Genomic DNA, 26989 nt, shown 5'->3' on the forward strand with positions numbered 1-26989 from the left:
CCCAATGACCAAGGATCGCGGCGCGGAATCCAAATCCCACCCCATCCGCGCGGACAAGGCGCTCGGCCACCGGCTCAAGCGGCTGCGCGCGGATTCGCTGAAACCGCCGATCGCGCACGGCGAGGGCGAGCACGAGGCCATGCGCGAGGCGGTGGCGCTCGATTGCGGCTGGGGGCGGCTTTTGTTCGCGCAGACCTTTCCCGACAATGAGAGCATCATCGCCGCGCTGGAGGAGGAGGGCGACAAGCGCCGCGACATCGCGTTCTATATCCGCGACCCGCACGTGGTCCTGGCGCTCGCGCCGCAGGAGACGTTTCTCGATCCCTCGCACACCTACCGGCTCGACCTGTCGACCTACCGGCCGAGCCGGCGCAAGCCGCGCAGCTACTTCGTGCGCCGTCTGTCCTCGCGCGACGATGCCGAGGCCGTCAACGCGATCTATGCCGCGCGCGGCATGGTCACGGTCGATCCGGACTTCTTCTGGGCCCAGCGCGACAGCCGCTCGATCACCTATTTCGTGGCCGAGGAGGAGGCGACCGGCGAGGTGATCGGCACGGTGACCGGCATCGATCACCAGCGGCTTTTCGGCGATCCCGAACGGGGCTCGTCGCTGTGGTGTCTGGCCGTCCATCCCCAGTCGCGCCATCCCGGCATCGGCGAGATGCTGGTGCGCCGGCTGGCCGAGCATTTTCAGGCCCGCGGCGCCGCCTTCCTGGACCTGTCGGTGATCCACGACAACGAACAGGCGATCGCGCTTTACGAAAAGCTCGGGTTCCGCCGCATTCCGATCTTCGCCGTCAAGCGCAAGAACTCCATCAACGAAAAACTGTTCGCCACGCCGATCCAGGAGCACGACGCGCTCAATCCCTATGCGCGCATCATCGTCGACGAAGCCCGCCGGCGCGGTATCAAGGTCGAGGTGACGGATGCGGAGGGCGGCTTCTTCCGGCTGACCTATGGCGGGCGCTCCGTCCATTGCCGCGAAAGCCTCTCGGAAATGACCTCGGGCGTGGCGGTGTCGATCTGCGACGACAAGGCGGTGACGCGCCGCGTGGTCGCGCGCGCCGGACTTGCCGTGCCCGAGCAGATCGCGGCCGACGCGGATGCCGGCAATGTGGCCCCGTTCCTGAAACGCCACGCCAGCGTGGTGGTGAAGCCGGCGCGCGGCGAGCAGGGGCGCGGCGTCGCGGTCGGGCTCCAGACCATGGACGAGGTCGTCAAGGCGGTCGCCGAGGCCAGAAGCGTGTCGGACCGGGTTCTGGTCGAATCCTGTTTCGACGGCGAGGATCTGCGCCTGGTGGTGATCGACGGCAAGCTGGTCGCCGCCGCCGTGCGCCGCCCGCCGCTGGTCGTCGGCGATGGCGAGCACGACGTGCGCACGCTGATCGAGCACCAGTCGCGCCGCCGCGCCGCGGCCACTGGCGGCGAAAGCAGGATCCCGATCGACGACGAAACCGTGCGCTGCCTCGGCGCCCAGTCGATCGCGCTCGACCAGGTGCTTGCGGCCGGTCGCGAGATCGTGGTGCGCAAGACCGCCAATCTGCACACCGGCGGCTCGATCCACGACGTCACCGGCATCGTGCATCCGCGCCTGGTCGAGGCCGGCTGCGCGGCGGCCAGGGCAATCCGCATCCCCGTCGTCGGGATCGATCTGATGGTCAAGTCGCCGACCGAGCCCGACTATGTCTTCATCGAGGCCAATGAGCGCCCGGGCCTGGCCAATCACGAACCGCAGCCGACGGCCGAGCGTTTCATCGACCTTCTGTTTCCCCACGCGCGCATGCCCTGGGCGGAGATTTCGGGCTCCGAAGGGGCGGAGGTGGCTCCATGAGCGGCGGGATTGCGATCGACACCGCCTATTTGGTCGAGCAACTCAAGGCGCTTCTGGCAATCGACAGCCCGACCGGCTTCACCGACACGGTCGTGCGCCATTGCACCGAGGAGCTGGAACGGCTGGGCCTGACGCCGGAACTGACACGGCGCGGGGCGATCCGGGCGGTGCGCCAGGGCAGCCGGCGCGAGGGTGCGCGCTCGGTCGTGGCCCATCTCGACACGCTCGGCGCCCAGGTGAAGCTGGTCAAGCCGAACGGGCGCCTCGATCTGGTGCCGATCGGCAACTGGTCGGCGCGTTTCGCCGAGGGCGCGCGCGCCAACATCTATTCCGAAGACCGACATTTCCGTGGCGGGATCCTGCCGCTCAAGGCGTCCGGCCACACCTACAATGACGAGATCGACACCCAGCCGGTCGGCTGGACCAATCTGGAGCTGAGGGTCGACGAGCGCACGACCTCCTACGAGGAGACCCGGGCCCTGGGGATCGATGTCGGCGACATCGTCGCCATCGACCCGCAGCCGGAATTCCTCGACAGCGGCTTCATCGTGTCGCGCCATCTCGACGACAAGGCCGGCGCGGCGATCACGCTGGCCACGATCGAGGCGCTGGAACGCACTGGCGCGCGCACGCCGGTCGACATCCATTTCCTGTTCACGATCGCCGAGGAGGTCGGCACCGGCGCCACGGCAATCGTCGCGCCGGAGGTCGCCTCGATGGTGACGGTCGACAACGGCACCAGCGCCCCCGGGCAGAATTCGTCGGAATTCGGCGTCACCGTCGCCATGGCCGACCAGACCGGACCGTTCGACTATCATTTGACCAAGAAGCTGGTCGAGCTTTGTCGCGAGAACGAGATCGACTTCCAGAAGGACGTATTCCGTTTCTACCGTTCCGATTCGGCGTCGGCGGTGGAGGCCGGGCACGACGTGCGCACCGCGCTGGTCGCCTTCGGGGTGGATGCCTCGCACGGCTACGAGCGTGTCCACGAACACGCGCTGCATTCGATCGCGCGGCTTTTGACGGCCTACGTCACCAGTCCGCTGGAGATCCAGCGCGACGTGGAGGAGATTTCCGACATGGAAGGCTTTACCGAACAGCCGACCGCCGATCGCGATGACTGAGGCCGGGCGGCGGTGCCCGCTCAGTCGGTGGTGACGGTATAGTCGGGCGTTCCGCTCCACTGCAATTTCCAGCGCGCGCCGGGGCGCACGTTCTGCACGCAATGCGGCTCGAAGGCGACCAGGCAGGTGCCGCCCGGCCGGCGCGTCGAGGGGTAGATCAGCCCGCGCGCGCCATCCTCGCGCAGCGCGCGGGCAAGGGCCTGTCCGGCCGGATAGCCGACGGCGGGGTCGGGATCGAGACAGGCGAGGGCGCCATCGAGGCCGCGCAGGTCGTGATAGTCGCCGATGAAGCCGGCCAGCAGCGCCTGGTAGACGCCTTCGTCGTGATAACGGCCGATACGGGCGAGTTCGCGGGTGCGGTGATAGCCGATCTCGGCCAGCGCGGTCAGATCCTCGAAGGCGGCGTACCAGGCGCCGCGCGTCCCGTCATTGAAGCGGTTTCCCTCCGGCCTCGTATAGGCGAAGGCGGCGTTGACATGGGTGTGCCCCCAGGCGCGGTACAGCAATTCGCGCGCGTCGAGCCCGCCGACCTCGCCCCTTTCGGCGCGCAGCCGCCGGCTGGTCAGTCCCTCGATCTCGGCCAGCAGCGCCAGTTCCTCGTCCGTGTCGACGAGCGGGCGCAGCACCGGCGGCTTGAAATAGGCCGTCGAGATCAGCCGTACCGTCGCCGGTTCGGCGATCGCGGTGATGGAAGGGGTCAAGCGCCGCCCCTCAGTGCATCGACATGGTCGCGCGCCTGCAGGATCGCCGGCAGGCCGCCCGCGATCATCACGTCGACCGGCCGGCGGCCGCCGAAGGCGGGACCGGTATTGGCAAGCCGGACCCATTCGTCGGCGAGCGGGTCGCTGAAATAAAGATGCAAGCCCTTGTAAAGGCCGATCAGTCCGCTCGCCCGCAGCAATTGATCCTGCGACAGGCGGCCGGTCCACGATCCGGTCTTCACCCGCGCCCAGGTGCGGGCCGAAACGTCGAGCAGGCCGGCAGCCTCCTCGTTGCGCAACCGCCAGGCGTCGGCGATGCGCGCGCAGGCCTTGGCCGCGACCGCGGCCCGGTCGACCGGCGCGGCGCCTTCCGGGGTCCGCCGTGCGTTTGGCGCGTTCGATCTGGATTTCATATTTGCCATCTGGCATTGAATATAAGGCCACTTGGCAGAAATATCAAATCACGCGATGGCGCGGCCGCTGCTCAGGCCGGAACGCGCACGACACAGCGCAGGCCGCCGAGCGGGCTGTCGTCGAGGGTTATGTCGCCGCCATGGCTGCGCGCGATATCGCGGGCGATCGAGAGCCCGAGCCCGGTGCCGCCCGAATCCTGGTTGCGCGCCTCGTCGAGGCGCACGAAGGGACGGAACACGTGCTCGCGCTCCTGCGCCGGAATGCCCGGACCGTCGTCGTCCACGGTGACGATCAGCGAGCCGGGCCCGTGGATCGCGGTGATGTGGACGGATTTGGCGTAGCGGAAGGAATTGCCGACCAGGTTGGTCACCAGTCGGGAGAAGGCGGTCGGCCGGACGTGTACCTCCGGATCGCCCGACAATTGCACCGTCAGCGTCCGGCCGCGCAATTTGGCTTCCTCGGTCAGCTTGGCAAACAGCGTTTCCAGATTGATGCGGCCGGTGTCTTCCAGCGCCTCGCCGCGCGCGAAGGACAGGTAGCCTTCCAGCATGGACTGCATGTCCTCGATGTCGTTGTCGAGCGCGGCCACGTCGGTCTTGCCGCCGGACACGGCCAGTTGCAGGCGGAAGCGGGTCAGGATGGTGCGCAGGTCGTGGCTGACGCCGGTCAGCATGGCGGTACGCTGCTCGATCTGGCGTTCGATGCGTTCGCGCATCTGCAGGAAGGCGAGCCCGGCGCGGCGCACTTCCTCGGCCCCGCGCGGGCGGAAATCCTCCGGCGTCGGCCGTCCCTTGCCGAAACTCTCGGCCGCCTCGGCCAGTTGCTGGATCGGGCGGATCTGGTTGCGCAGGAACAACACCGCGATGATGATAAGCACCAGCGAGGTGCCGCCCATCCACAACAGGAAAATATGCGTGTTGGAGGCGTAGGCCTGGCTGCGCCGGGCAAACACCCGCAGAACCTGCTCGTCGAGCTGGATGCGGATTTCCACGACGTTGGAATTGCCGACCGTGTCGATCCAGAACGGCCGGTTGATCTGGCTGGTGATTTCCGCGCTCAAAATCTGGTCGAGGATGGAAAAGAACGGTTTCGGCCCCGGCGCCGGCAGCGGGTCGGGCGGCATGATGTCGACCCGCAGCGACAGCCGCTCCTGGGCGATGCGCACCGCGTTTTGCTTGCCGCGCTCGTCGGGATAGGTCTCGATCAGGTCGATGATGGCGGCGATGTCGCGCGTCACCGCCGTCGACAGGCGCTGGGTCACCGTCTGCCAGTGCCGCTCCATGAACACGAACGCCACCACCGACTGCAGCAGGATCATCGGCGCGATCACGATGATCAGCGAGCGCGCGTAGAGCCGCTTGGGCATGCGGCGCGATACCTTGCGCCAGAAACGCCGCCAGATATTGGGAACGGGGCTGACGACACGCGCCAGCCTGCGGCCCAGGCCGGGCCGCTCGGTCGCGGAAGTTCCGTTCGTGGTTGCCATCTGGAGCGCCCGTGGAGTGCTGCCGTTTCGCCCGTCGCGCAACGCGCGGGCCGGAACAGTCTATTCCACGCTCAGCCTGTAACCAACACCGCGCACCGTCTGAAGCCAGACCGGATTGGCCGGATCGCGCTCGATCTTGCGCCGCAGGCGGTTGATCTGGACGTCGATCGTGCGTTCGCCCACTTCGGTGTCGCCGCTGACCAGCTCGTGGCGCGGTATGGTCTCGCCCGGCCGTTCGGCGAAGATCGCCAGGATTTCCTGCTCGCGATCGGTGAGCTTGATGCCTTTGCCGGCCTTTTTCAGCTCCCGGCGGGCGATCTGGAACGTATAGGGGCCGAACACGATCTGTTCGACCTTCGGCGATTGGGGCGGGCCGCCGCGGCGCAGAATGTTGTTGATGCGCAGGATCAGTTCGCGCGGATCGAACGGTTTGGGCAGATAGTCGTCGGCGCCGGCCTCGAGCCCGGTGATGCGGTTGTCGGTTTCCGACAGCGCGGTCAGCATCAGGATGGGGACATCGCGGCTTTCGCGCAGCGCCTTGGTCAAGTCGACGCCGCTTTCGCCCGGCATCATGACGTCGAGCACGATCAGGTCGAAATCAAGCCCGGCAAGGTGGCGCCGCGCCGCGTCCGCCGTCTCGGCCACGGTGACGCGAAAACCGTTGGTGGTCAGGAACTGGCTGAGCAGGGTGCGGATGCGGGTGTCGTCGTCGACCACGAGAAGATGCGGCGCGTCGTCGGCGGGAATGATCATTTCGTCAGCCATCGTCGGATCCCAAAGTGCCCGGCCTGCCCGGCAGATTGTCGATCTGCGCGCGCAGATCGGGGTTCACCATCGCCTTGAGGAAACCTTCTATCACATCGCGCTTGTCGCGGCCCGTCTCCTTCAGCGCCGCATCGATGCGCCGAGACTGTGGCCGCGCGAGGGCAAGGGCGAGCGCGCGGCCGCGCTGGGTGGGGTAAAGCTCGCGCTGGCGGCGGTCCTTCGGTCCGGGAAGCTGCACGATATGGCCGGTGTCGATCAGTTGCTTGAGCACGCGCGCCAGGCTTTGCTTGGTGATTTTCAGCACGTCGAGCAGTTCGGCCACCGTCAGACCGGGCATGCGGTTGACGAAGTGCAGCACGCGATGATGCGCGCGGCCGAAACCGTCGGCGGCGAGAATCTGGTCCGGGTCGGAGGTGAAATCGCGATAGGCGAAGAAAAGCAGCTCGATAATGTCCAGATCGATCCCGTCGGCGCGCGACAGCGCCGTGCGGATCGGTACCGGTTCGTGTTCGTCCTTGCCTGGCATCATGGTTCCGTTGGTAAAAAATATGTCAGCCTTGTTGACATATATCGAGCCGACTGGTAATTTTCGACAAGCTTTTCGGCAGATTGCGAACGAAAAGGCAAGGCGTTTCCGGATTGGGGATGGATCCTTCCCTTTGCATTTCGCACCATGATTGGCGACACTTTCAATTCAACACGGGAACCGGCGTGAAATTCCGGTACGTTGTCACACATGCGGCGCTGGTCCGCAGGAGGTAAACATGGCATCCGTTCCATTCGATCAGCTCGACGGTCACATCTGGATGAACGGTGAGTTCGTGGCGTGGGGCGATGCCAAGGTGCATGTGCTGACGCACGGTCTTCACTATGCCAGTGCGGTGTTCGAAGGCGAGCGCGCCTATGGCGGCGAGATTTTCAAGCTCACCGAGCACAGCGAACGGCTGCACGAATCGGCGCGCATCCTCGGCTTCACGATACCCTGGTCGGTCGCCGAGATCGACCAGGCCAGTCGCCAGCTTCTCACGATGCAGGGTTTCAGCGACGCCTATGTGCGCCCGATCGCCTGGCGCGGCAGCGAGCAGATGGGCGTTTCGGCCCAGAATAACCGCATCAACTGCGCCATAGCGATCTGGCAGTGGCCGAGCTATTTCGATCCCGAGCAGAAGCTGAAAGGCATCCGCCTCGACATCGCCGAATATCGCCGGCCCGATCCGCGCACCGCGCCCTGCAAGTCCAAGGCGGCCGGTCTCTATATGATCTGCACGCTGTCCAAACACGCCGCCGAGGCCAAGGGCTATGCCGACGCGCTGATGTTCGACTGGCGTGGCCACGTCGCCGAAGCCACCGGCGCCAACGTGTTCTTCGTCAAGGACGGCGTCATCCATACGCCGAAGCCGGACTGTTTCCTCGACGGCATCACCCGCCGCACGGTGATCGAGCTTGCGCGCCGGCGCGGCTACGAGGTCGTCGAGCGGACCATCCTGCCCGAGGAGATGGACGGTTTCCAGGAATGTTTCCTGACCGGAACGGCCGCCGAGGTGACGCCGGTGTCGGAAATCGGACCCTACCGTTTCCAGCCCGGCGAGTTCTCCCGCAATCTGATGGCCGACTACTCGGCCGAGGTCCATCCCAGGCGCGCGGTGGCCGCTGCGGAATAGATAGCGGTCGTTTATGACCGTGGCGAAGGGGTTGCGGCCGCGATTTAAGAAAATGCGTGAAACCCCGCCGCTATAGGTTTGACTCCGGGGCGCATTGCCTTTTCGATGGCTATGCCGGCAGCGGGACCGGCTTGGCCACGGAGGGTAAAACGACATGGAAGCGCTACTTCCCATCATTGTTCAGTTGGTGACCGGCGCCATTGGCGGGCACGCGGTTTCGGGCGCGCTCAAGCAGCAGGCGGTCAGCGCGATCCTGCGCACCGTCGTCGGCGCGATCGGCGGCGTCGGCGGCGGCACGATCATCGGTTCGCTGCTGGGGGATCCGGCGACCGCCGGCGCGCTTGGCGGCATGCTCGGCGATGCGGTTGGCGGGGCCGCCGGCGGTGGCATCCTGACCGGCATTGTCGGCGCGGTGATGCAGTCGATGAAAAAGAGCTGAGCCGGCCTGTCCGGCCGGTGGGCAAGGGCGGCCGCGTGGGCCGCCCTTTTTCGTTCGCCGCGTAGAGTCCTCGCCCCCGGGACGGGTGGACGCTCCCGCACCCGGCCGTTATGGGAGGGGCGACCAACGAGGAAAGCGCCATGGGACAGCTCAACGCCGGCATCATTCCAGTCACGCCGTTCCAGCAGAACTGCACGATCCTGTTCGATACCGACACCAAGCACGGTGTGGTCGTCGATCCGGGCGGCGAGGTCGAACGCATCCGCGCGGCCGTCGAGGAGAATGGGCTGTCGATCGAGGCTATCTGGCTGACGCATGGCCATATCGACCATGCCGGCGGCGCGATGGACCTGAAGGAGGCGCTCGGCGTCGATATTGTCGGCCCGCACGAGGCCGACCGGCAGATGCTGCTCAATCTCGAGGAGCAGGCAAAAATGTTCGGCCTTGCCGATCCGGTGCGCAATTGCGTGCCGGACCGGTTTCTGGCCGAGGGCGAAACGGTGCGTTTCGGCGCTCACGATTTCGAGGTCCTGCATTGTCCCGGACATGCGCCGGGCCATGTCGTGTTCTTCAACCGCGCGGCCCAGTTCGCCCATGTCGGCGACGTCCTGTTCAACGGTTCGATCGGGCGCACCGACTTGCCGGGCGGCGACCACGAGACGCTGATCCGCTCGATCAAGGAAAAATTGCTGCCGCTCGGCGACGAGGTCGGGTTTATTTGCGGCCACGGGCCGGGCGGCCGCTTCGGCGACGAGCGGCGCAGCAATCCGTTCCTGGTCTAGGGTATCCCGACACGAAAAACCCCGCCCGCGAAGCGGACGGGGCAGCGTGCGCGTCTTGGCTGGAGGTCAGTCGGCGACGCAGAAATGGTCCCTGCCGTCATAGCCGCGATAGGTGCCGGTGCTGACGTTGAAGGAGCGATAGCGCTGCTGGCAATAGCGCATCCATTCGCGGCTCCAGGGCTGATAGTCGCTGCCGGCATAGGGATCGGCATTGACGACGCGCCGGCGATACGGGCGCGGCTGGGGCGCCGGCGGGAAATCGTCGAAGCCGGCATCGCGGTAGTCGTCGACATAGGCCGGTTCCCGGTCCGCGCTGCTGACGGCGCCGACGATCAGGCCGCCGACCACCAGGCCGAGAATGCCGGCGGCGAGCAGGTCCTCCTGGGTGTTCTGGCGATGATTGACCTCGGGATGGCGCGGACGATGCTCGCGCCAGCGCTGCCCGGCACTGGCTTCCAACACCGGTACGAGTGTGGTCGCGGCGACCGCGGTGGTGAGAAGCAGGGATTTGAGAAAACGGTTCATCAAGCTCTCCATGAAAGCGCCGGCGCGAAAGGCGGGCCGGAATTGGCGCTGTTTTAGAAGGGCGCGACTGAACGCTGGCTGAACGGCGCGTTCAGCAAGAATAGGGTTTTGAAACAACGGGCTGGTTGTCGACGCGATCGGGCGGCGGCGGTGGCGCGAAACGGGGACGTGCCGGCTGTACGGTCGTGTGACAGGGCGGTCCGGCAGGGTCGCCGCCGGCGGATGGCCGGCGCGGACGAGGCCCGGCCGCGTGGCCGGGTTTGAGCGCGGGACCGGCGGTCCCGCGACGCGAAAGCGTGCGTATGTCTCAGGCGAGCATCAGGTTGACCGCCTTGGGGCCCTTGCCGCGTCGGTCGGGTTCGGTGTCGAAGGTGACCTTTTGTCCGTCTTCCAGTCCGGTCAGGCCGGATGCCTGGACCGCCGAAATATGGACGAAAATGTCCTTGGCGCCGTCGTCGGGCGTGATGAAGCCATAACCCTTGGCATGGTTGAAGAACTTGACGGTTCCGGTCATCTGACCCATCGGAATCTCCTTTCTCCCGTCAGGTTGCTCGGTTTGCGGGCATGCCGCATGTCATCGGTCGTTCACTGGGGGAGAAGAAACAGTCGGATCGACGCCGGGGCGGTGCCAGGGGCCCTCTCGTTTCGCGATCCACCCGGGCGCCACGAGGGGCAGTCCAAAGCCGGGGCATGCCATTCCAGTCTCCGGGCCGGCAAATGCCCGAATGCGGAATTTGTCCCCTATTTTTTCGTTGGCGGCAAGCGCGGATTTGCCGGTCGGCCTCAGTTGCCGATCGCCGGTTCGCTCGAGCGGCGGATGATGCGGATGCGGCAATCATCGCCGACATGGCGATGATAGATGCGGCCTGCGCCCGGCACGCGATGAAGCCGCGGGGCGCGGTGGCAGTCCGCCGGCCTGCGGCGCTCAGCCGTTTCGTCGGCGACCGGCCGGCAGTCGCGCCGGCGGTGGTGATGGCGCAGCGTCTTGCCGAACTCCGGCACGAAATGGCGGCGCGTGTCCTGGTGGCAGCCGCCGGCCGGGATCGCGGCCGCCGTACCGGGCGGCGTCGACGGCGCTGCCGCAAATAATGGCGCGGCCGCGGCGCCGGACAGGGCAGCCAGGCCGAGGGCTGCGGACAGGAACAGGCATGCGGCGGTGCTATGAAGCGTCAAGGTCCGTCTCCCGGTCTGGTGGTCCACTGCTCAATCTGGGGCCTGAGAGGCCGTCGATCCAACGGGCGCTTCGACAAACGGGGTTTTGCCTTAACGAAAGGTGAAGCAGGCCGCAAACCCGGCGCTGGCGCGCAACGGGCGGTGCGGATGGCGCATCGTGTGGGCTGCCATGCGGTTTCCGGTGCCGTTGGGTTACCGAACGGCACAAACTGTGATTGCGCCTGCCGATCCATGTCCGCATTTCATGCGTTAGATTTAAAGGTTGGCCGAGAAACGATCGTCAATGGAGCCGGCCCGACAGGAGGCCAAGGAGATGACCCGCCCCACGCAATCCCCCCGCCGCAAGCCCGTCCCGGCGCCGCCGCGCCCCAAGGAGGCGCGCGAGGCGATCCGACAGGTGGTGGAGGCGGTGTGCTGTGAACTTGGCGTGTCCGCCCGCCAGCGCGCGCGGCGCGCCGCGATCGAACAAAGGATCACGGTCGCCTACCACCACGGTCCGCGCCAGCCGCTCGACCTCGTCCGCGCCGGGCTGGAGGGCTGATCGCGCAGCCCTATGACTGCGCCTACCGGCCCGGCCGGCCGCTCTTTTTCGGCCGCCGCGCGCGGCGTTCGTCGGCCGGGTCCTCGTAGGAGCCGGCGCCGGCGCGGTGACGCTTGACCGGCTTGGCCTCCTCGGGCGGCGCCGGCGGCTCGCCGCCGAGCGGCTTTTCGGTGCGTCCGACCGTCATCTCGTCGAGCGTGTTCTTGCGGAACAGGGATTGTTCCCCGCCCGGCCGCTCTTCGCCCGGCGTGCCGTAATCGGGACCGTGCGCCTGGCGGTGCGACTGCTTTTTGAACAGCGAGCGCGGCACCGCGCCGGCCGGGGTGGCGTGGTCGCCCGAACCGCCCATGTCGTCGAGCGCCGGCTTGGAAAACAGGCTGTCGCCGCCCGCCGCCGCGCCGCCGGCGCCGCGCGGTTTCGCCGCTTTGCCCCTGGCCTTGTCGCGCCGGCTCCTTTGCGTGTTCTCCACGCCGGTATCGCGGGCCATCGGGTCGTCCATGACCGCCAGCTCGGTCTCCTGCAGGCGCTTGATCTCGTCGCGCAGGCGGGCCGCCTCCTCGAAATCGAGATCGGCGGCGGCGTCGCGCATCTTCTTTTCCAGATGCTCGACATGCGATTTGAGATTGTGGCCGACCAGCGCGCCTTCCTCGGTGTGGCGCGAAATGTCGGCGCGCACATGGTCGCGCTCGTAGACCGAATCGAGAATGTCGGCGATGCGCGATTTCACGCTCTCCGGCGTGATGCCGTTTTCGGCGTTCCAGGCGAGCTGCTTTTCGCGCCGGCGCGCGGTCTCGGCCATGGCGCGTTCCATCGAGCCGGTCACCGTGTCGGCGTAAAGAATGACGCGGCCGTCGACATTGCGCGCCGCGCGGCCGATCGTCTGCACCAGCGAGGTCTCGGAGCGCAGGAACCCTTCCTTGTCGGCGTCGAGAATGGCGACGAAGCCGCATTCGGGAATGTCGAGCCCTTCGCGCAGCAGGTTGATGCCGACCAGGCAGTCGAAGGCGCCGAGGCGCAGGTCTCGGATGATCTCGATGCGCTCCAGCGTGTCGATGTCGGAGTGCATGTAGCGCACGCGGATGCCCTGTTCGTGCAGATATTCGGTCAGGTCCTCGGCCATGCGCTTGGTCAAGACGGTGCACAGCGTGCGGTAGCCGCGGCGCGCGGTGTCGCGGATCTCGCCCAGGACGTCGTCGACCTGGGTCTTGGCCGGGCGCACCTCGACCGGCGGGTCGATAAGCCCGGTCGGGCGGATCACCTGTTCGGCGAACACGCCGCCGGACTGCTCCATCTCCCAGCCGCCCGGCGTCGCCGACACCGCGACGGTCAGCGGCCGCATCGCGTCCCACTCCTCGAAGCGCAGCGGCCGGTTGTCCATGCAAGAGGGCAGGCGGAAGCCGTATTCGGCCAGCGTCGCCTTGCGGCGGAAGTCGCCGCGATACATGCCGCCGATCTGCGGGATCGTCACATGGCTTTCGTCGACGAACACCAGCGCGTTGTCGGGCACGTACTCGAACAGCGTCGGCGGCGGCTCGCCCGGCGCGCGGCCGGTCAGGTAACGCGAATAATTCTCGATGCCGGCGCACGAGCCGGTCGCGTCCAGCATTTCCAGGTCGAAGCGGGTGCGCTGTTCGAGCCGCTGCGCCTCCAAGAGCCGGCCTGCCTTCTCCAACTCGTCGAGGCGGTGGGCGAGCTCTTGCTTGATCGACCGGGTCGCCTGGTTCAGCGTCGGCCGCGGCGTCACATAGTGCGAATTGGCGTAGATCTTCACCGATTTCATGTCGCCGGTCTTGTGGCCGGTCAGGGGATCGAATTCGGTGATCGTCTCGATCTCGTCGCCGAACAGCGATATGCGCCAGGCGCGGTCCTCCAGGTGGGCCGGGAAGATCTCGATCGTGTCGCCGCGCACCCGGAACGAGCCGCGCACGAAATTCACGTCCTGGCGCTTATATTGCTGGGCGACGAGGTCGGCGAGAAGCTGGCGCTGGTCGAGCCGGTCGCCGACCTGCATCTGGAAGGTCATCGCCGTGTAGGTCTCGACCGAGCCGATACCGTAGATGCACGACACCGAGGCGACGATGATGACGTCGTCGCGCTCCAGCAGCGAACGCGTCGCGGCGTGGCGCATGCGGTCGATCTGCTCGTTGATCGAGGATTCCTTCTCGATATAGGTGTCGGTGCGCGGGACGTAGGCCTCCGGCTGGTAATAATCGTAGTAGGAAACGAAATATTCGACCGCGTTTTCGGGAAAAAACTGCTTGAACTCGCCGTAGAGCTGGGCGGCGAGCGTCTTGTTCGGCGCCAGGATCAGCGCCGGACGCTGCGTCGCCTCGATCACCTTGGCCATGGTGAAGGTCTTGCCCGAGCCGGTGACGCCGAGCAGAACCTGGGTGCGCTCGCCGGTATCGACGCCTTCCACCAGGTCGCGAATGGCGGTCGGCTGGTCGCCGGAGGGCTGGTACTCCGTCACCATGCGGATCGGCACGCCGCCTTCCGACTTTTCGGGCCGTTCGGGCCGGTGCGGCGTCCACAGCTTGCCGTTCTTGTGCAGCGGGTTGCCGCTTTCGATCAGCTTCGACAGCGCCTCCACCGTCGCGGTGACGCTGGAACTGGCGAGCGTGCCGGCGTCCTCGAGCGAGATGTCGAGGCCGGCGACCGGGTTCAGGCCGGCGGCCGCGCGGTCCTTGGCGGAGGCCGCTCCGCCCATCGAGGTGCCGCGCGCCGTCTTGGTCGGGGCGCCGGAGCGTTCGGGCACTTTTTTCGACGGCCGCGCCGCTGGTTCTCCGGCGGCCTTGACGCGGTGCTTGCCGGCGGCCGAGCGAATGGCGCGCATCTCCGCCGCGCGGGCGTCCGCCTCGGCGGCGCGTTCCATCTCGCGGGCCCAGTCCGATACCGATCCCGACAGCGGCGCGCCGGACATATCCTTTTGCGGCGCTTCCGCAAAACCGCCGTCGCCGCGATCGAGCGGTTCGGCGGCGTCGTGAAAATCGGTCAGCGGGCTGCGCCGCTTGCGCGTGCCGGGCGCTTTGTCGTCCTTGGCCGGGCGCGGCGCCTTGTTGTCGGATTTGGAAGCCATGCCGGGAATATGGAGAGAGTCCGGCCGAAAGGGAAGGGTTCGGGCCGGTGCGCTTAAGCCGGCGCGTCGCGCCTCCTGACAGGCCGGTGTCAGGACGGCGACGCGCCGGTCGCGGTCAGGCCGGATAGCGCAGGCGGATCACCGGATGGCCGGTCGGCTCGTCGACATGCCGCCCGGTTTCCACGAACCCGTAACCGGCATAGAAACGCCGGCCGACGGCATTGTCCACGAACACGTCGAGTTCGAGGCTGCCGCGACGGGCAACGGCGTCGTCCACCAGCGCGCGGCCAAGGCCGCGGCCGTGAAAGGCGGGGTCGAGGAACAGGCCGCCGACCTGATCGCCGAGCAGCGACAGGAAGCCGACCGGCCGCCCGTCTGCCCAGACCGTGCGGGTATCGGCCGCCGGCAGGTAGGTATGGCGGATTGTGTCGGCCTCGCGCCGCAAAAAATCCTCGCCGAGGAAGGGATGGGCGAGGCGGCTGGCCTTGAGCCAGATATCGACGATGGCGTCGTCATCGACGCCGGGGCGGTAGGTCTTGATCATGGTTCGCTCATGTCCGGTTCGGGCAACCACAAACACGCCCCGGAAACCGGCGCGGCAGGCTGCCTATTCACGATATTGGTAAGCCAAACGAACAGGGGGCCCGACTTCCTGCGGGCCTCGTCCGTTTGCGGGACGTTGCCGCCCCTCCTTTACCGGGACATAAAACCTCCGATCATTCGCCGAGCTGCTAGCGCGGATTGCAAGGACGCGCAAGTTCGTGTTCGCCGCTGCGTCCGCCGACTGTCCCGGCTCCGCGGACGTCTATCGCAGCGCCGGTCGCGAACGCAGCTAGCCGAAATCGCGCGGCTTCAGGAAGCCGACGAGCCGGGCGGCGCCCGATGTCAACGTGGACCAGTGCGTTGCCACCTCGAACCGGGCCAGGGCCGCGGTCGGGAATTTCGTTCGCAGCCGCGCCAGCGCGGCCGCGTCGGAGCCCGGCCCGGCGAGGGTTTCGGCCAGGCGCTCCAGTCCCGGATTGTGGCCGACGACGACAAGCCGACGGATCGCGGGCGGCACGGACCGGATCGTCTCCAGAATGATCTCGGGTTCGGCTTCGTAAATCTCGGGGGCGAGCCGGGTCTCGACCGGACGCGGCAATTCGGCTGCGACCAGTGCCCAGGTCTGCCGGGTGCGCAGGGCGGGCGAAACCAGCGCCAGTTCGGGCACCCAGCCGTGCCGGGCCATCGCGTGCGCCATGACCGGCGCCGCCTTGCGGCCGCGCGCGGCGAGCGGCCGGTCGGCATCGTCGAGCGTGGCATCGTCCCAGCTCGACTTGGCATGGCGCAGCAGCAGGAGTTCGCGCATCTGGTCAGCCTACGGACAGCCGTCCAGGGCGGCGGCCAGCGTTTCGGCGGCGCCGTCGAGCGAAAAGGCGGCGAAGGTCTCGAAGGGCGAGCCGTCGGCGGCGTTGGCGCCGGTGATGTCGAAATAAAGCACCAGCCGCCGTCCTTGCCGCAGCGCGTCGATCAGCCGGCGGTCGAGCGGGGCCAGATGGTTTTCGGCCACCGTTCCTTCCGAAAACAGCACCATCGCCATGTCCGAGGCGGCCGCCACCAGCGGCCAGTCATGATCGTCGACGCTGGCGATGATTTTGCCGGGCCGGTAAAGATAGTCGGCGCTGCCGCCGGCCTGCGGCAGCACGGGCGCGCCGTCGGCGGCGTGGAGTTCGACCTGAAACGGATCGCCGCATCCCACCGTCAATGCCGCCACGGTGCTGTTCGTGCTCTGCGGCGCGGCCACCGCCTGTTGCGCCTGCACCCGCCATTGGGCGTGCGCGGCGGTGCCGGTCGCGGCGAGGAGAAGGGCGGTCATAAGCCAGGACGGTTTCATGCCCGCCAGTTTGCGCGAGATCGGCCGGCTTGCAAGTCCGGGCGGCGGCCGGCGCGCGCGAGAGATCGTCGCAGCCGGATCGAGGACGCGTCCCGCGGCGACGCCTCGACGAGATGCCGTGATCGTCTTGTGTGAAGTCGGCCACAGCGGCGTTGCATGATCGATGCCATCATAGCGTGAAAACGATCGGGGTTTCGCCATGGTTGCCTACTGGAAGTTGCGCTATGCCTTCAAACGCCTCGACAAGCCCGCGCGCAGGGCCGCGCGGATTCGCACCATCGACGGGCTGGCCCGCCTGCGGCAGGCGATCGCCGAGCGGATGCCCGACCGGACCGCGTCCTCGACGCTTTTGCTCGGCACCTGGAATATTCGCAATTTCGACGACAACCGGTTCGGCCACGGACCGCGGCTGGAGGAGAGTTTCTTCTATCTGGCGGAGATGATCTCGGCCTTCGATATCGTCGCCGTTCAGGAACTCTGCGACGATCTCGGGCCGTTCCAGGAACTGATGAACGTGCTCGGCCCCGGCTACGATTTCATCATGACCGACGTCACCGAGGGGCCGGGCGGCAACCGGGAGCGGCTCGGTTTCCTCTACGACCGCAGCAAGATTTCCTTCAAGGGCGTGGCCGGCGAGATCGTGCTGCCGTTCTCGCGGCAGATTTCCGACGTGACCAAGGAGAGGCAGTTCGCCCGCACGCCGTTCTCGTGCACCTTCCAGTCGGGATGGTTCAAATTCGCCTTCGCCACCGTGCACATATATTACGGCAGCAGTTCGCCGGGGTCTGACAAGTTCAAGCGCCGGGTGAAGGAAATCGACGCGGTCGCCAAATTCATTGCCGGTCGGGCAAGGCGGGACCCGGTCTACAACCATATTCTCGTCGGCGATTTCAATATCGAGGATTTCGAGGGCGAGACCTTCGACGCGCTGGCCCGGCACGGCTTCGAGGTGTTCCGCAACAAGATCGGCAGCAACGCCAAGAAGACGAAATTCTACGACCAGATCTCCTTCTTGCCCAAACACAAGCAGGTCGCGCTCGCCAATCCCGAAAGCGGCAAGGCGCACGGGGTGTTCGACATGTTTTCGGTCGTCTTCCGCGATCAGGATTTCGATCTGCACGACCCGGCGATGTCGGCGATCATCCGCGGGCGGCGCGACGCGGCCGAAGCCCGGCGCGTGAAGGCCGAGGCGCGGATTTCCGCTGCGACGACGGATACTGCGCGCGAGCGTGCGCAAAAGGATCGTGACATTGCGGTGCGGTCGATCGAGGCCGAAGATCTCCTGCTTGCCGACCGGGACGCGCGCGAGGCCTATTATCTCGACGACTGGCGTACGTTTCAGATCAGCGATCATTTTCCGCTGTTCGTCGAACTGAAGATCGATTTCGCCGACAATTATCTGCAGCGCATGCGCGCGGAGGCCGAAAGCGAGGCGGTCGGCTGACGGGGCCGGGCTTTGACGGTTGGGCGCGGCCCCGCATGTGGCAGGCAGCGGTTAAGATCGCGCTAAACCGGGACCCCCAGTTTTCGTATCCGAAATAAGGCGAATATCGACGCCGCCACAACCGCGCTAGAATGTGTCTATCTTTGGGAGGAGAAGCGGAAAACGGCGGCGCCGGGCGACCATCAAGACGCTCCCGCGCTGCGTGTGCGAGACACCGAACAAGCCCATATGGTGTTATGACGTAATCGCGCCGGTTCCGGTTCTATCCCATAGTCAAGACAGGGTCAGGCCATCCTCCCCACGGATGGCCGCCCATAAATCCACGGGAGCGGGATCGAGAGCTCTTCCCTGTTTCCGCGGTGCGCGGCCAGCGCTCAACCCCACCCCTATGGTCGCTGGCCGCGCGAGCCCTTGCGCATCCGGTTCGGGCATGGCGCCGGCTTGCCGATCCAGCCCGGAATTCGATCCCGTCCGGAACTTTGGCGTGCGACTTGAAGGGCAGGGGCCGGTTTGGCATGGCGGAACGGCACGCCCTTTTCCCAAAAAATGCACGGCATCAGAGCGTTAACAGGCGAGGCGGGGGCCGGTTTGCCGCCCGGACGCGTGTTCAAACAAGGCGTTGGAGTCTAACGGCGCTAGTCGATCAGCCGGAGCCGGATCGCCTCGGCGACGGCCTGGGTGCGGTTGACCGTGCCGAGTTTCTGGCTGCTGGTGGCAATATACTGATTGACCGTGTGTTCGGACAGGCCGAGTATCGCCGCGATCTCGACGCTGGTCTTGCCGGCGCTGGTCCAGTTCAGGCATTGCAGTTCGCGTGCGGTCAACCGGGACCGCGGTCGGTCCCGTTGCGACTGTTCGAACCTGGCCATGCGTTCGTAAATCCCGTTGCACCAAAACGACAGATGGGCGGCCTGGCCGATGTCGGGGACCGGGCGTTCGCCGCCGAACAGCGCGAAGCCATGCGGTGCGCGGGCGCGGAAGACCGGCAGGCCGAGCCCGGTGCGAATGCCGAGCCGGGACAGGAGCCCGTCGGTCGCGCGATTGTCGTTGCCGGCATCGGCGGCGCGCGCGGATAAAGGCGCCGGCGTGCGACGATCCCAGAAGAAGGGCCGGCCGCCGCGCAGCGCCTCGACCAGCGTCTTGTCGCCGAAGGCTGCGTCCAGCTCCTGATATTCCCGCACCGAACTGTGCGACAGGCTCGTCAGAACGACCTGGTACGGCAAGGCCGTATCCGCTCCCGATCGGGCCGTCAAAACGGCAAAATGGCGATAGCCGGCATCGCGTGTCAGCTCCATGAGCAGGTCATAGGCTTCCATCGGCCCGACGACGCGTTCCATGCGTGCGCGGAACGCCGTCCAGCCCATGCTGGCCGAAATCAATGCGGCTTGTGTCACGTGTCTTGCTCGCGTGCCGGAACGCCGGCGCTCGACCGGCTGGACTGAGCCGTTCTGCCGGTCGACTTTATGGGAATAAGGCCGCAGATAGGTCTTTTTGCGCAAAAAACAAGCGTCTTGCGCGGCAGTGGTGGCGATTTGTTGCGGCGAAACATCGTGCCGCGCGGCCAAGGATCCGCGGAATATTCGATCCCGTCGATCGGATTTCTCGTTCGAAGATTGTTGCGAGCCGTGCGCGGCACCGGTCGGAAACGGTGCTACGATCGGCGCATATCGGCTGTGCGGCGCGGCGCTACTCGATCAGGCCCCGCCGCACCGCCTTGGCGACCGCGTGGGCGCGGTTGACGGCGCCCAGCTTCTGGCTGCTTGAGGCGATGTACTGATTGACCGTGTGTTCGGACAGGCCGAGGATCGTGCCGATCTCGAGACTGGTCTTGCCGGCCGAGGTCCAGATCAGGCATTGGCGCTCCCGGTCCGACAGCCGCGCCGCGGGTTCGTTGCGACAGGGCGTGTCCAGCACGTCCAGCAGGCGTTCGCTGAGATGGGCGGCAAGCATCATAAGATAGGACAGTTCGACGACATCCGGTTCGGCCCGGTCGCCTGCGAGAAAAAGCAGTCGTCGTTTGCCGGGGCGCCCGGCGGTCGGCACCGCCACGCCGGTGACGAACCCGTGTTCGGCGAAAAGCGCGGCGGCGCGTTCCGCCTCCGTCTGGTTGCGGCGGGCCATGTTCGCCTTGGACGACCAGTGAAACGGCGCGACGGCGTCGCGCGCCCGCGCGATCACGGGGCTCGTCGCCATCAGGCCGAACGCGTCGTAGTCGCGCAAAAACCGGTCGGGCCAGTTGCTGATCAGGATGTGGTCGGCTAGGTGCTGGCTGGCTTCGACCGGTAGGTCGAGCATCACGCCGTGCAGATAGCCGGCCTGGCCGCACATCTCCAGCAGCACATCGTAGCCGTCGTAGCGGTTGCGGATCGCCGCCATTTTCTCGATGAGGTCGGTAAGCGACTGGGCGGTAAGGAAATTCGACGACATGCTGTTTGATCGCGCCTCATTTTTCTTGTTCGTTTTGCGTCGCCGCCGATAATCGGTGACACCCTGTGTGACGTGCGCGTTTATGGTGCGAACCTAGTGGTTCGGCGAGAAAACCGCATCCGGATTATCCAATTTTTCCCCAATTGATCGCGATTATTGCCAAAATAGTTGATAATTTATGTGACGATCTGCAACCGGCGACCGTGTCGGAGCCGCGGGCCGGCCTCCCGCCGCAAGCGAAAGGCTTGCTGGTGCGGCGGACGCCGAATGCCGGTTTTCGGCCAAGTTCGCGCGCAAGCGGCGCCGGTCTCGTCGACGGCGGCGATTTTTCGGCCAGGTGAAGCCGGACAGCCGCCGGACCGCGGCGCGTCCGGAACTGGAGACGGTTGCGCCGCGCCGCGAAAGCCGGTCTAAGCGGGCCGGCCGGGGCGGATCGGGAGGCGGATTTGGCGGTGCGGCGCAAACGGTACTGGGTGTCTCGGCGCGCCGTTCTGGGGGCTGCCGTGGGCGTCGGCGCCATCGGCTGGAGCGGGGTGACGCTCGCCCGGCTGGCGCGCGCGCCGTCCGGGCCCAAGGATGCCGGCCGGGTCGCGGATGCGGATGGGCTGAGCCTTGCCGTCGACCCGCCGCCGGCGCCGCCGCACGACCCCGCACTGCCATGGATCGCGAAAGGCGGCAATCTCAACGATGCCAGCGCCCTGTCTCGAACGCCGGTCTACGGCGTCGTCGGCGTGCGCGGCGAACAGGATGTGGCCACAGCGCTCGCCTTCGCCCGCGCCAACGGCCTGAAAGTGTCGGTCGCGGCGGTGCGCCATTCCATGGGCGGGCATGCGTTCGACGATCACGCGTTGGTGCTCGACATGCGCGCCTTCAACGCCATCGCGGTCGACGCGGCCGAACGCACGGTGACCGTCGAGCCGGGCGCGACCTGGCACGACATCCAGAACGTTTTGCATCCGCTGTTCGCGGTCAAGGCGATGCAGTCGACCGACATCTTCTCCGTCGGCGGGTCGATCTCCGTCAACGCGCATGGCATGGACCATCATGCCGGCGCGCTGGCGGGCAGTGTGCGCGCGATGCGGGTCATGCTGCCCTCCGGCACGGTGCTGACCTGCTCGCGCAAGGAAAACGCCGAGCTCTTCCGCCACGTCCTGGGCGGCTACGGCCTGTTCGGCGTGATCGTGTCGGCCACGCTCGACATCGTCGCCAACGCCGTCTACCGCACCGCGCGGGCGGTCATCCGCTCCGAGGATTTCCCCGGCTATTTCGAGCGCGACCTGGCGGGCGAGGGCGGCCCGGGCCTGTTCTACGGCCATCTGTCGACGGCGCCCGGCAGCCTGCTCGAAGAGATGATCGTCTATCGCTACGACAAGGTGGCCGAGCGCGCGCCGCTCGACATGCCCCGGCTCGGCGCGCCCGGCGCGGTCAAGCTCAAGCGGCTGATCATGAACCTGGCCAAGCACGGGGCGCTGTTCCAGCGGCTGAAATGGTACGCGGAAAAGAAACTCGAGCCGGAGTTCGAAAACTGCACCGTGGCGCGCACCGACGCGCTCGGCGAGGGCGAGGCGTGCCTGGTCTCGCGCAACGATCCCATGCACGATTCCGTGCCGTACCTGTTCAACGATCTGGCGGGCGATACCGATATCCTGCACGAATATTTCGTGCCGCGCGCCGCCTACAACGCCTTCATCGCCGACATGCGCCGCGTGCTGGCCGCTCAGTCCCTGCCGGTGCTCAACGCCTCGGTACGGGTGGTGCATGCCGAAGACATCGCGCTTTCCTATGCGCGCGCGCCCGCCTTCTCGCTGGTGCTTTACATCAACCAGCCGGCCGACGAGGCCGGCTCCACGGCGATGCGCGCGTTGACGCGGGCCTTGATCGACATCGCCCTCAAACATGGCGGACGCTTCTTCCTGCCCTATCAGCTCCACTATACGGGCGCGCAACTGATCGCCAGCTATCCCGAGTTGCCGCGTTTCCTGGCCAACAAGCGCGCCTATGATCCGGACGAGCTGTTGAGCTCGACCTTCTATCGGGTGTTGAAGGCGATGGCGGCCGACATCCCGTTGCCGGCGCCGGCCTGAACCGCGTCGCCTGCGCGATACGCTCCCGAACGGAGCTTGCCGCCGGCGTTGCGGGCCGTGCCCCGGCAGGGTCGCGACACTCACATTATTTATATTACGTAACGCGAATTTATTGGGCGAGGCGACCGCGGCGCGTGCCCGGCGCCGTCCGTGAACGGGACGCGCGCCAATTTCGGCAAAGTTGCGTCCACAGCCGTCGCGATGAAGGCCGGCACAGCGCCGCCGCGCGGCTCGGCGCCGGTCGGCCGATGCCGTTTCCCGGCGCGCAAGCCTCGGATTGTGGCAAAAACAAGTCATTGAAATCGTTTGATTCTTTTACACGAGTTGATTTGCGGACAGCATCCGGAGGGGCCTAGATAAGCCCCGTCGGCCGGGATTGACTCAAACGGGTCTCAGGCAACGGAGATTCCGGCCGGCGAAACGGAAATAACGGAGTCATGTGATGACCAAATTGCTTACTGCCCTCGCCGCTACCGCATTTTTCGCCGTTGCCGCCCATGCGGCGGAGGTACAGGGCACGGTCCAATCGGTCGATCCGGCCAGCCGCACCATCATGCTCGATGACGGCACCAGCTACGTCGCCGATGCCGCCGTCGATCTCGATGCGCTCGCGGCGGGCGACAAGGTGATGATCACCGTGGACGACGCCACCACCAGCGCCGTCGAGGTCGAAAAGCAGGAGTAGGCGCGGCGGACCCGATTCCTCTCCCGGCCGGTCCCGCAAGGGGCCGGCCTTTCTCGGTTGGCCCGGCCGGCTTCGCGGCGTGCCGGGCGAGGCCGTTTCGGCGGCGTACCATTCCTGTCATAAATGCCGGCTACCACGCGGCAGGTTTTTGTGAGAGGGATCAATTCGATGAAAATAGCGGTTCTCGGCGGTGACGGATTCGTCGGCTGGCCCACCTCGTTGCATCTGTCCGACCGCGGTCACGACGTCCATATCGTCGACAATCTCTCGCGGCGCTGGATCGACACCGAACTGGGCGTGCAGTCGCTCACCCCGATGGATTCGATCCAGGAGCGCACCCGTATCTGGCATCAGGAGACCGGGCGGCGCATCCATTTCCATCTGATCGACCTGGCGCGCGACTACGAGGTGTTGAAGCGCTGGCTCGCCGAGGAGCGGCCCGACGCGATCGTGCATTTCGCCGAGCAGCGCGCCGCGCCCTATTCGATGAAGAGCGATCGGCACAAGAACTACACCGTCAACAACAATGTCAGCGCCACGCACAATCTGCTTAACGCGGTGGTGGAAGCCGGGCTCGACGCGCATCTGGTGCATCTGGGCACGATGGGCGTCTACGGCTATTCGAGCGTCGGCGCGGCGATCCCGGAAGGCTATCTGCCGGTCGGTGTCGAGACCCTGGCCGGCGAGACGGTCAGCCAGGAAATTCTCTACCCGGCCAATCCCGGCTCGATCTACCACATGACCAAATGCCTGGATCAGCTCCTGTTCCAGTTTTACGCCAAGAATGACGGGGTCAGGATCACCGATCTGCATCAGGGCATCGTCTGGGGCACGCACACCGACCAGACCCGCCGTCACGACCAGCTCGTCAACCGTTTCGATTATGACGGCGACTACGGCACGGTGTTGAACCGCTTCCTGATTCAGGCGGCGATCGGCTACCCGCTGACCGTGCACGGCACTGGCGGCCAGACCCGCGCCTTCATCCATATCCAGGATTCGGTGCGCTGCATCGAACTGGCGCTGAACAACCCGCCGAAATCGGGCGAGCGGGTGAAGATCTTCAACCAGATGACGGAAACCCACCGCGTGCGCGACCTGGCCGAGATGGTCGCGCGCATCGCCGGAGCCGAGGTCGCCTATCTGCCCAATCCGCGCAAGGAAGCGGCCGAGAACGACCTGGTGGTCGACAACGAGCAGTTCATGGCGCTCGGCCTCGATCCGACCACGCTGGAGGCCGGCCTGTTGTCGGAAGTGATCGACGTGGCGAAAAAGTTCGCCTATCGCGTCGACCGGTCGCGCATCCCCGCCGTCTCGGCCTGGACCAGGGACATCGCGCCGACGGTCGAACGCGATCCCGAGGGCCGGCGGCTGAAGAGCGTTTCCTAGGCCCGTGGGCAGGCGAATGACGAGATTTTCCCGGTGAGCGATGCGCGCGCCTATGTCACGCTGGTCACCAATGCCGATTTCGCGCTCGGTGCGACGGCGCTGGTGCGCTCGCTGCGGCTGACGGGGACGAGCGCCGATATCGTGGTCATGCACACGGGCGGTGTTGCGCCGGCGGCGCTGGCGCCGGCCGCCGCGCTCGGCGCGCGGCTGCGGCCGGTCGCGATGCTGGCGACCTCGGATGCGTTCAACGCGCGCCATGCCAAACAGGAAATCCACGGCCGCAATCCTTTCACCAGGGGCGAAAAGCCGGCCTTCCACACCCCGCTCGACAATTTCGCCAAGCTGAGGCTGTGGCAGTTGGAGGAGTATGACAGCGTCGTCTTCCTCGACGCCGACACGCTGGTCCTGCGCAATATCGACCGGCTGTTTGCCTATCCGGAGTTTTCCGCCGCGCCCAATGTCTACGAGCGGCTTGCCGACTTCCACCGCATGAATTCGGGCGTGTTCGTCGCCAGGCCCTCGCAACGGACGTTTGAAAAAATGCTCGCCGTGCTCGATGCGCCCGGCGCCTTCTGGCCCCGCACCGACCAGACCTTTCTGCAAAGCTACTTTCCCGACTGGCACGGCCTGCCGGTGTTCTGCAACATGCTGCAATATGTCTGGTTCAACCTGCCGGAACTGTGGGACTGGAATTCCGTCGCGGTCGTGCATTACCAGTACGAAAAACCCTGGCAGGGCGACCATGCCAAGGCCGACAGGCTGCGGCCGCTGATCGAGCTGTGGCGGGCCTTCCACCAGGGCGGCGCGATCCCCGCTATCGCTGCCCTGCCGCCGCCCGCGCCGACGGCGCGGGGTTAGGGCCGTGCCGGCGACGCTGGTTTCGGGAGGCACCGGCCTTGTCGGCCGGTTCGTCGTCGAGGCCCTGCTTGCCGCAGGCCACGACGTTACCCTTTTGGGCCGCACAGCGCCGCCGGCCGGTTTTTTTCCGCGTGCCACCGGCTTCGTCGAAGCCGCGCTCGATCCCGGCCGCGACCGAAGCGCGGCCTTTGCGGGCATCGATTTTTTCGTTCACGCCGCCTTCGACCATCTGCCCGGCCGTTACCGGGGCGGGGAGGGCGACGATCCGGGCGGGTTTCGCCGCCGCAATCTCGACGGCAGCCTGGCCCTGTTCGACCAGGCCAAACGTGCCGGCGTGAGACGCGTGGTGTTTTTGTCGAGCCGCGCCGTCTACGGCCGGCAGCCGCAGGGTGCTGTGCTTTTTGAAGACACGCCGTGTCATCCCGACACGCTTTACGGCACGGTGAAGCACGCCGCCGAACAAGGGCTTATGGGGCTGGGCGATGCCGGGTTTTGCGCCGCCGCGCTGCGCATCACCGGCGTCTACGGGCCGGCCGCGGCGAACCGGGCGCACAAATGGCAGCCGCTGTTTGACGATTTCCTCGCCGGCCGGCCGGTCGCGCCGCGCGTGGCCGGCGAGGTGCACGGCGCCGATGTCGGCCAGGCGGTGCGGCATGTGCTCGCGGCCGCGCCGGGGGCGGTGTGCGGCGAGCTCTTCAACGTCGCCGATATCTTGCTCGACCGGCACGACCTTCTGGCGCTTGTGGGCGAGGCGGCCGGCGCGGGCGGCCCCCTGCCGGCGCGCGCCGACCCGGCCCCTCTCAACCTGATGGACACGCGCAAACTGCGCGCGCTCGGCTGGCGGCCGGGCGGCATGGCGCTTCTTGAGCGCACCGTGCGCGAGATGTGCGCAAGGCGGTGAGGGTCGGCGATGCGACGCCGCGATGTCGCTTGCGTGGCAGGGGCGGCCTTGCGTGGCGGTCTAGGATCGGCTCGGTTACCGATCGGGACATGGCGGGTTTTGCCGCCGCGGTGCCGCAAGAATGCGAGGTGTGCGATGGCGGACGAGGACGACCGGCCGGCCGGCGGGGCCTATGCCTCGCCGCCCTGTTTCATGCACGAATTGCAGCCGGGCTTTGCCGCGCCCGACAGCGATCCGCGGGCGCGCGCCGACATCATGCGCTGGCGCAAGGCCGAACGCCAGCGGCTGATCGAGGCGCGGTTGGCCGTGCCGGCCGCCGAACGCAGCGCCATGGCCGGCGCGATCGCGACCCATCTTGACGCGGCGATCGGCGATCCGGCCGGTCGGCGGCTCAGCCTCTACTGGCCGTTTCGCGGCGAGCCGGATCTGCGCGCCTTCGCCGCCGACTTCATGCGGCGCGGCGGCACGCTCGCCCTGCCGGTGGTGGTGGAAAAGGCCGCGCCGCTGGTGTTTCGCGACTGGCGGCCGGGCATGAAGCTGGAAAAGGGCGTGTGGAACATTCCGGTTCCGCCGGCGGCGCCGGCCGTGATCCCCGACATCGTGATTTCGCCGGTCGTCGGCTTCGATCCGGCCAATTACAGGCTGGGTTACGGCGGCGGGTTCTTCGACCGCACGCTGGCGGCGCTGCCGGCCCGGCCGACGGTGATCGGCGTCGGTTACGCCGCGGCCGCCATCGCCACCATCTATCCGCAGCCCCACGACATCGCGATGGACTTCATCGTCACCGAGGCCGGGCGCGCCGGTCAATAA

General features: G+C 66.7%; 27 protein-coding genes. 13 read left to right on the forward strand and 14 right to left on the reverse strand.

The features are described 5' to 3' along the window. Positions 1–4 precede the first annotated feature (4 nt). Complete coding sequence (gene ngg, locus EP380_RS16910) at positions 5–1831, forward strand: N-acetylglutaminylglutamine synthetase (protein WP_127599488.1); 1827 nt, start codon at positions 5–7, stop codon at positions 1829–1831. Then, positions 1828–2955, forward strand: coding sequence for an osmoprotectant NAGGN system M42 family peptidase (locus tag EP380_RS16915; protein WP_127599490.1), 1128 nt, complete (start codon positions 1828–1830; stop codon positions 2953–2955). The genes ngg and EP380_RS16915 overlap by 4 nt, the downstream gene beginning before the upstream one ends. A gap of 20 nt (positions 2956–2975) precedes the next feature. Here EP380_RS16915 and EP380_RS16920 read toward each other — a convergent pair whose 3' ends face one another. From EP380_RS16920 to EP380_RS16940, 5 genes are all read right to left on the reverse strand, one after another. Beyond that, positions 2976–3656, reverse strand: a complete 681-nt coding sequence (locus EP380_RS16920) for an RES family NAD+ phosphorylase (protein WP_238719896.1) — start codon at positions 3654–3656, stop codon at positions 2976–2978. After that, positions 3653–4069 carry an antitoxin Xre-like helix-turn-helix domain-containing protein gene (locus EP380_RS16925; protein WP_106570590.1) on the reverse strand — a complete coding sequence of 139 codons (417 nt, stop codon included), beginning with the start codon at positions 4067–4069 and terminating at the stop codon, positions 3653–3655. The genes EP380_RS16920 and EP380_RS16925 overlap by 4 nt, the downstream gene beginning before the upstream one ends. A gap of 71 nt (positions 4070–4140) precedes the next feature. Further along, complete coding sequence (locus EP380_RS16930) at positions 4141–5556, reverse strand: ATP-binding protein (RefSeq protein ID WP_106570589.1); 1416 nt, start codon at positions 5554–5556, stop codon at positions 4141–4143. Between the two features lie 60 nt (positions 5557–5616). Beyond that, positions 5617–6321 (reverse strand): response regulator, encoded by a 705-nt coding sequence (locus EP380_RS16935; RefSeq protein WP_106570588.1) that lies wholly within the window; start codon positions 6319–6321, stop codon positions 5617–5619. Beyond that, complete coding sequence (locus tag EP380_RS16940; RefSeq protein WP_106570929.1) at positions 6314–6847, reverse strand: MarR family winged helix-turn-helix transcriptional regulator; 534 nt, start codon at positions 6845–6847, stop codon at positions 6314–6316. The genes EP380_RS16935 and EP380_RS16940 overlap by 8 nt, the downstream gene beginning before the upstream one ends. 238 nt (positions 6848–7085) lie before the next feature. Here EP380_RS16940 and EP380_RS16945 point away from each other — a divergent pair, with 238 nt between their 5' ends. From EP380_RS16945 to EP380_RS16955, 3 genes are all read left to right on the forward strand, one after another. Beyond that, complete coding sequence (locus EP380_RS16945) at positions 7086–7982, forward strand: branched-chain amino acid aminotransferase (protein WP_106570587.1); 897 nt, start codon at positions 7086–7088, stop codon at positions 7980–7982. 154 nt (positions 7983–8136) lie between these two features. After that, positions 8137–8421 carry a hypothetical protein gene (locus EP380_RS16950; protein ID WP_106570586.1) on the forward strand — a complete coding sequence of 95 codons (285 nt, stop codon included), beginning with the start codon at positions 8137–8139 and terminating at the stop codon, positions 8419–8421. A gap of 140 nt (positions 8422–8561) precedes the next feature. After that, a complete protein-coding gene (locus EP380_RS16955; protein WP_106570585.1) occupies positions 8562–9203 on the forward strand; it encodes an MBL fold metallo-hydrolase in 642 nt (213 codons plus the stop codon). A 66-nt stretch (positions 9204–9269) separates the two neighbouring features. Here the strand turns inward: EP380_RS16955 and EP380_RS16960 are convergent, their stop codons facing one another. The 3 genes from EP380_RS16960 to EP380_RS16970 all read right to left on the reverse strand — a co-directional run bounded on the left by EP380_RS16960 (position 9270) and on the right by EP380_RS16970 (position 10901). Next, positions 9270–9728, reverse strand: a complete 459-nt coding sequence (locus EP380_RS16960) for a BA14K family protein (protein WP_106570584.1) — start codon at positions 9726–9728, stop codon at positions 9270–9272. 307 nt (positions 9729–10035) lie between these two features. Next, positions 10036–10251: a cold-shock protein gene (locus EP380_RS16965; RefSeq protein WP_106570583.1), complete on the reverse strand. Its 216-nt coding sequence runs from the start codon at positions 10249–10251 to the stop codon at positions 10036–10038. 260 nt (positions 10252–10511) lie between these two features. Beyond that, on the reverse strand, positions 10512–10901 hold the full coding sequence (locus EP380_RS16970) for a hypothetical protein (protein WP_127599492.1): 390 nt from the start codon (positions 10899–10901) through the stop codon (positions 10512–10514). Positions 10902–11214: 313 nt separating this feature from the next. Here EP380_RS16970 and EP380_RS16975 point away from each other — a divergent pair, with 313 nt between their 5' ends. Next, positions 11215–11442 carry a hypothetical protein gene (locus tag EP380_RS16975; RefSeq protein WP_127599494.1) on the forward strand — a complete coding sequence of 76 codons (228 nt, stop codon included), beginning with the start codon at positions 11215–11217 and terminating at the stop codon, positions 11440–11442. A gap of 22 nt (positions 11443–11464) precedes the next feature. On the opposite strand, the gene uvrB is transcribed toward EP380_RS16975, so the two are convergent. The 4 genes from uvrB to EP380_RS16995 form a co-directional block, all read right to left on the reverse strand. Next, the gene (uvrB, locus tag EP380_RS16980) at positions 11465–14518 is read right to left on the reverse strand and encodes an excinuclease ABC subunit UvrB (RefSeq protein ID WP_127599496.1); all 3054 of its coding nucleotides are present in this window, start codon (positions 14516–14518) and stop codon (positions 11465–11467) included. A gap of 115 nt (positions 14519–14633) precedes the next feature. Further along, positions 14634–15062 carry a GNAT family N-acetyltransferase gene (locus tag EP380_RS16985; protein WP_127599498.1) on the reverse strand — a complete coding sequence of 143 codons (429 nt, stop codon included), beginning with the start codon at positions 15060–15062 and terminating at the stop codon, positions 14634–14636. Between the two features lie 288 nt (positions 15063–15350). After that, on the reverse strand, positions 15351–15866 hold the full coding sequence (locus EP380_RS16990) for a SixA phosphatase family protein (protein ID WP_127599500.1): 516 nt from the start codon (positions 15864–15866) through the stop codon (positions 15351–15353). 9 nt (positions 15867–15875) lie between these two features. Beyond that, positions 15876–16373, reverse strand: coding sequence for a hypothetical protein (locus EP380_RS16995; RefSeq protein ID WP_127599502.1), 498 nt, complete (start codon positions 16371–16373; stop codon positions 15876–15878). 217 nt (positions 16374–16590) lie between these two features. Here EP380_RS16995 and EP380_RS17000 point away from each other — a divergent pair, with 217 nt between their 5' ends. After that, positions 16591–17835 (forward strand): endonuclease/exonuclease/phosphatase family protein, encoded by a 1245-nt coding sequence (locus tag EP380_RS17000; RefSeq protein WP_238719897.1) that lies wholly within the window; start codon positions 16591–16593, stop codon positions 17833–17835. A 635-nt stretch (positions 17836–18470) separates the two neighbouring features. Here EP380_RS17000 and EP380_RS17005 read toward each other — a convergent pair. Together EP380_RS17005 and EP380_RS17010 are read right to left on the reverse strand one after the other, a co-directional pair. Further along, positions 18471–19229 carry a helix-turn-helix transcriptional regulator gene (locus EP380_RS17005; protein ID WP_127599504.1) on the reverse strand — a complete coding sequence of 253 codons (759 nt, stop codon included), beginning with the start codon at positions 19227–19229 and terminating at the stop codon, positions 18471–18473. A gap of 292 nt (positions 19230–19521) precedes the next feature. Further along, a complete protein-coding gene (locus EP380_RS17010; protein ID WP_106570575.1) occupies positions 19522–20262 on the reverse strand; it encodes a helix-turn-helix transcriptional regulator in 741 nt (246 codons plus the stop codon). 452 nt (positions 20263–20714) lie between these two features. Between EP380_RS17010 and EP380_RS17015 the strand changes: the two genes are divergently transcribed. The 6 genes from EP380_RS17015 (at position 20715) to EP380_RS17040 (ending at position 26989) form a co-directional block, all read left to right on the forward strand. Further along, complete coding sequence (locus EP380_RS17015) at positions 20715–22346, forward strand: FAD-binding oxidoreductase (RefSeq protein ID WP_238719898.1); 1632 nt, start codon at positions 20715–20717, stop codon at positions 22344–22346. A gap of 442 nt (positions 22347–22788) precedes the next feature. Further along, positions 22789–23031, forward strand: coding sequence for a DUF1344 domain-containing protein (locus EP380_RS17020; RefSeq protein ID WP_106570573.1), 243 nt, complete (start codon positions 22789–22791; stop codon positions 23029–23031). A gap of 168 nt (positions 23032–23199) precedes the next feature. Continuing rightward, positions 23200–24420 carry an NAD-dependent epimerase/dehydratase family protein gene (locus EP380_RS17025; protein ID WP_106570572.1) on the forward strand — a complete coding sequence of 407 codons (1221 nt, stop codon included), beginning with the start codon at positions 23200–23202 and terminating at the stop codon, positions 24418–24420. A 33-nt stretch (positions 24421–24453) separates the two neighbouring features. Continuing rightward, a complete protein-coding gene (locus tag EP380_RS17030; RefSeq protein WP_127599508.1) occupies positions 24454–25278 on the forward strand; it encodes a glycosyltransferase in 825 nt (274 codons plus the stop codon). 4 nt (positions 25279–25282) lie between these two features. Next, positions 25283–26179, forward strand: a complete 897-nt coding sequence (locus tag EP380_RS17035) for an NAD-dependent epimerase/dehydratase family protein (RefSeq protein ID WP_127599510.1) — start codon at positions 25283–25285, stop codon at positions 26177–26179. A gap of 135 nt (positions 26180–26314) precedes the next feature. Then, on the forward strand, positions 26315–26989 hold the full coding sequence (locus EP380_RS17040; protein WP_127599512.1) for a 5-formyltetrahydrofolate cyclo-ligase: 675 nt from the start codon (positions 26315–26317) through the stop codon (positions 26987–26989).

The organism is Nitratireductor alexandrii, assembly GCF_004000215.1.
Taxonomy (GTDB): domain Bacteria; phylum Pseudomonadota; class Alphaproteobacteria; order Rhizobiales; family Rhizobiaceae; genus Mangrovimarina; species Mangrovimarina alexandrii.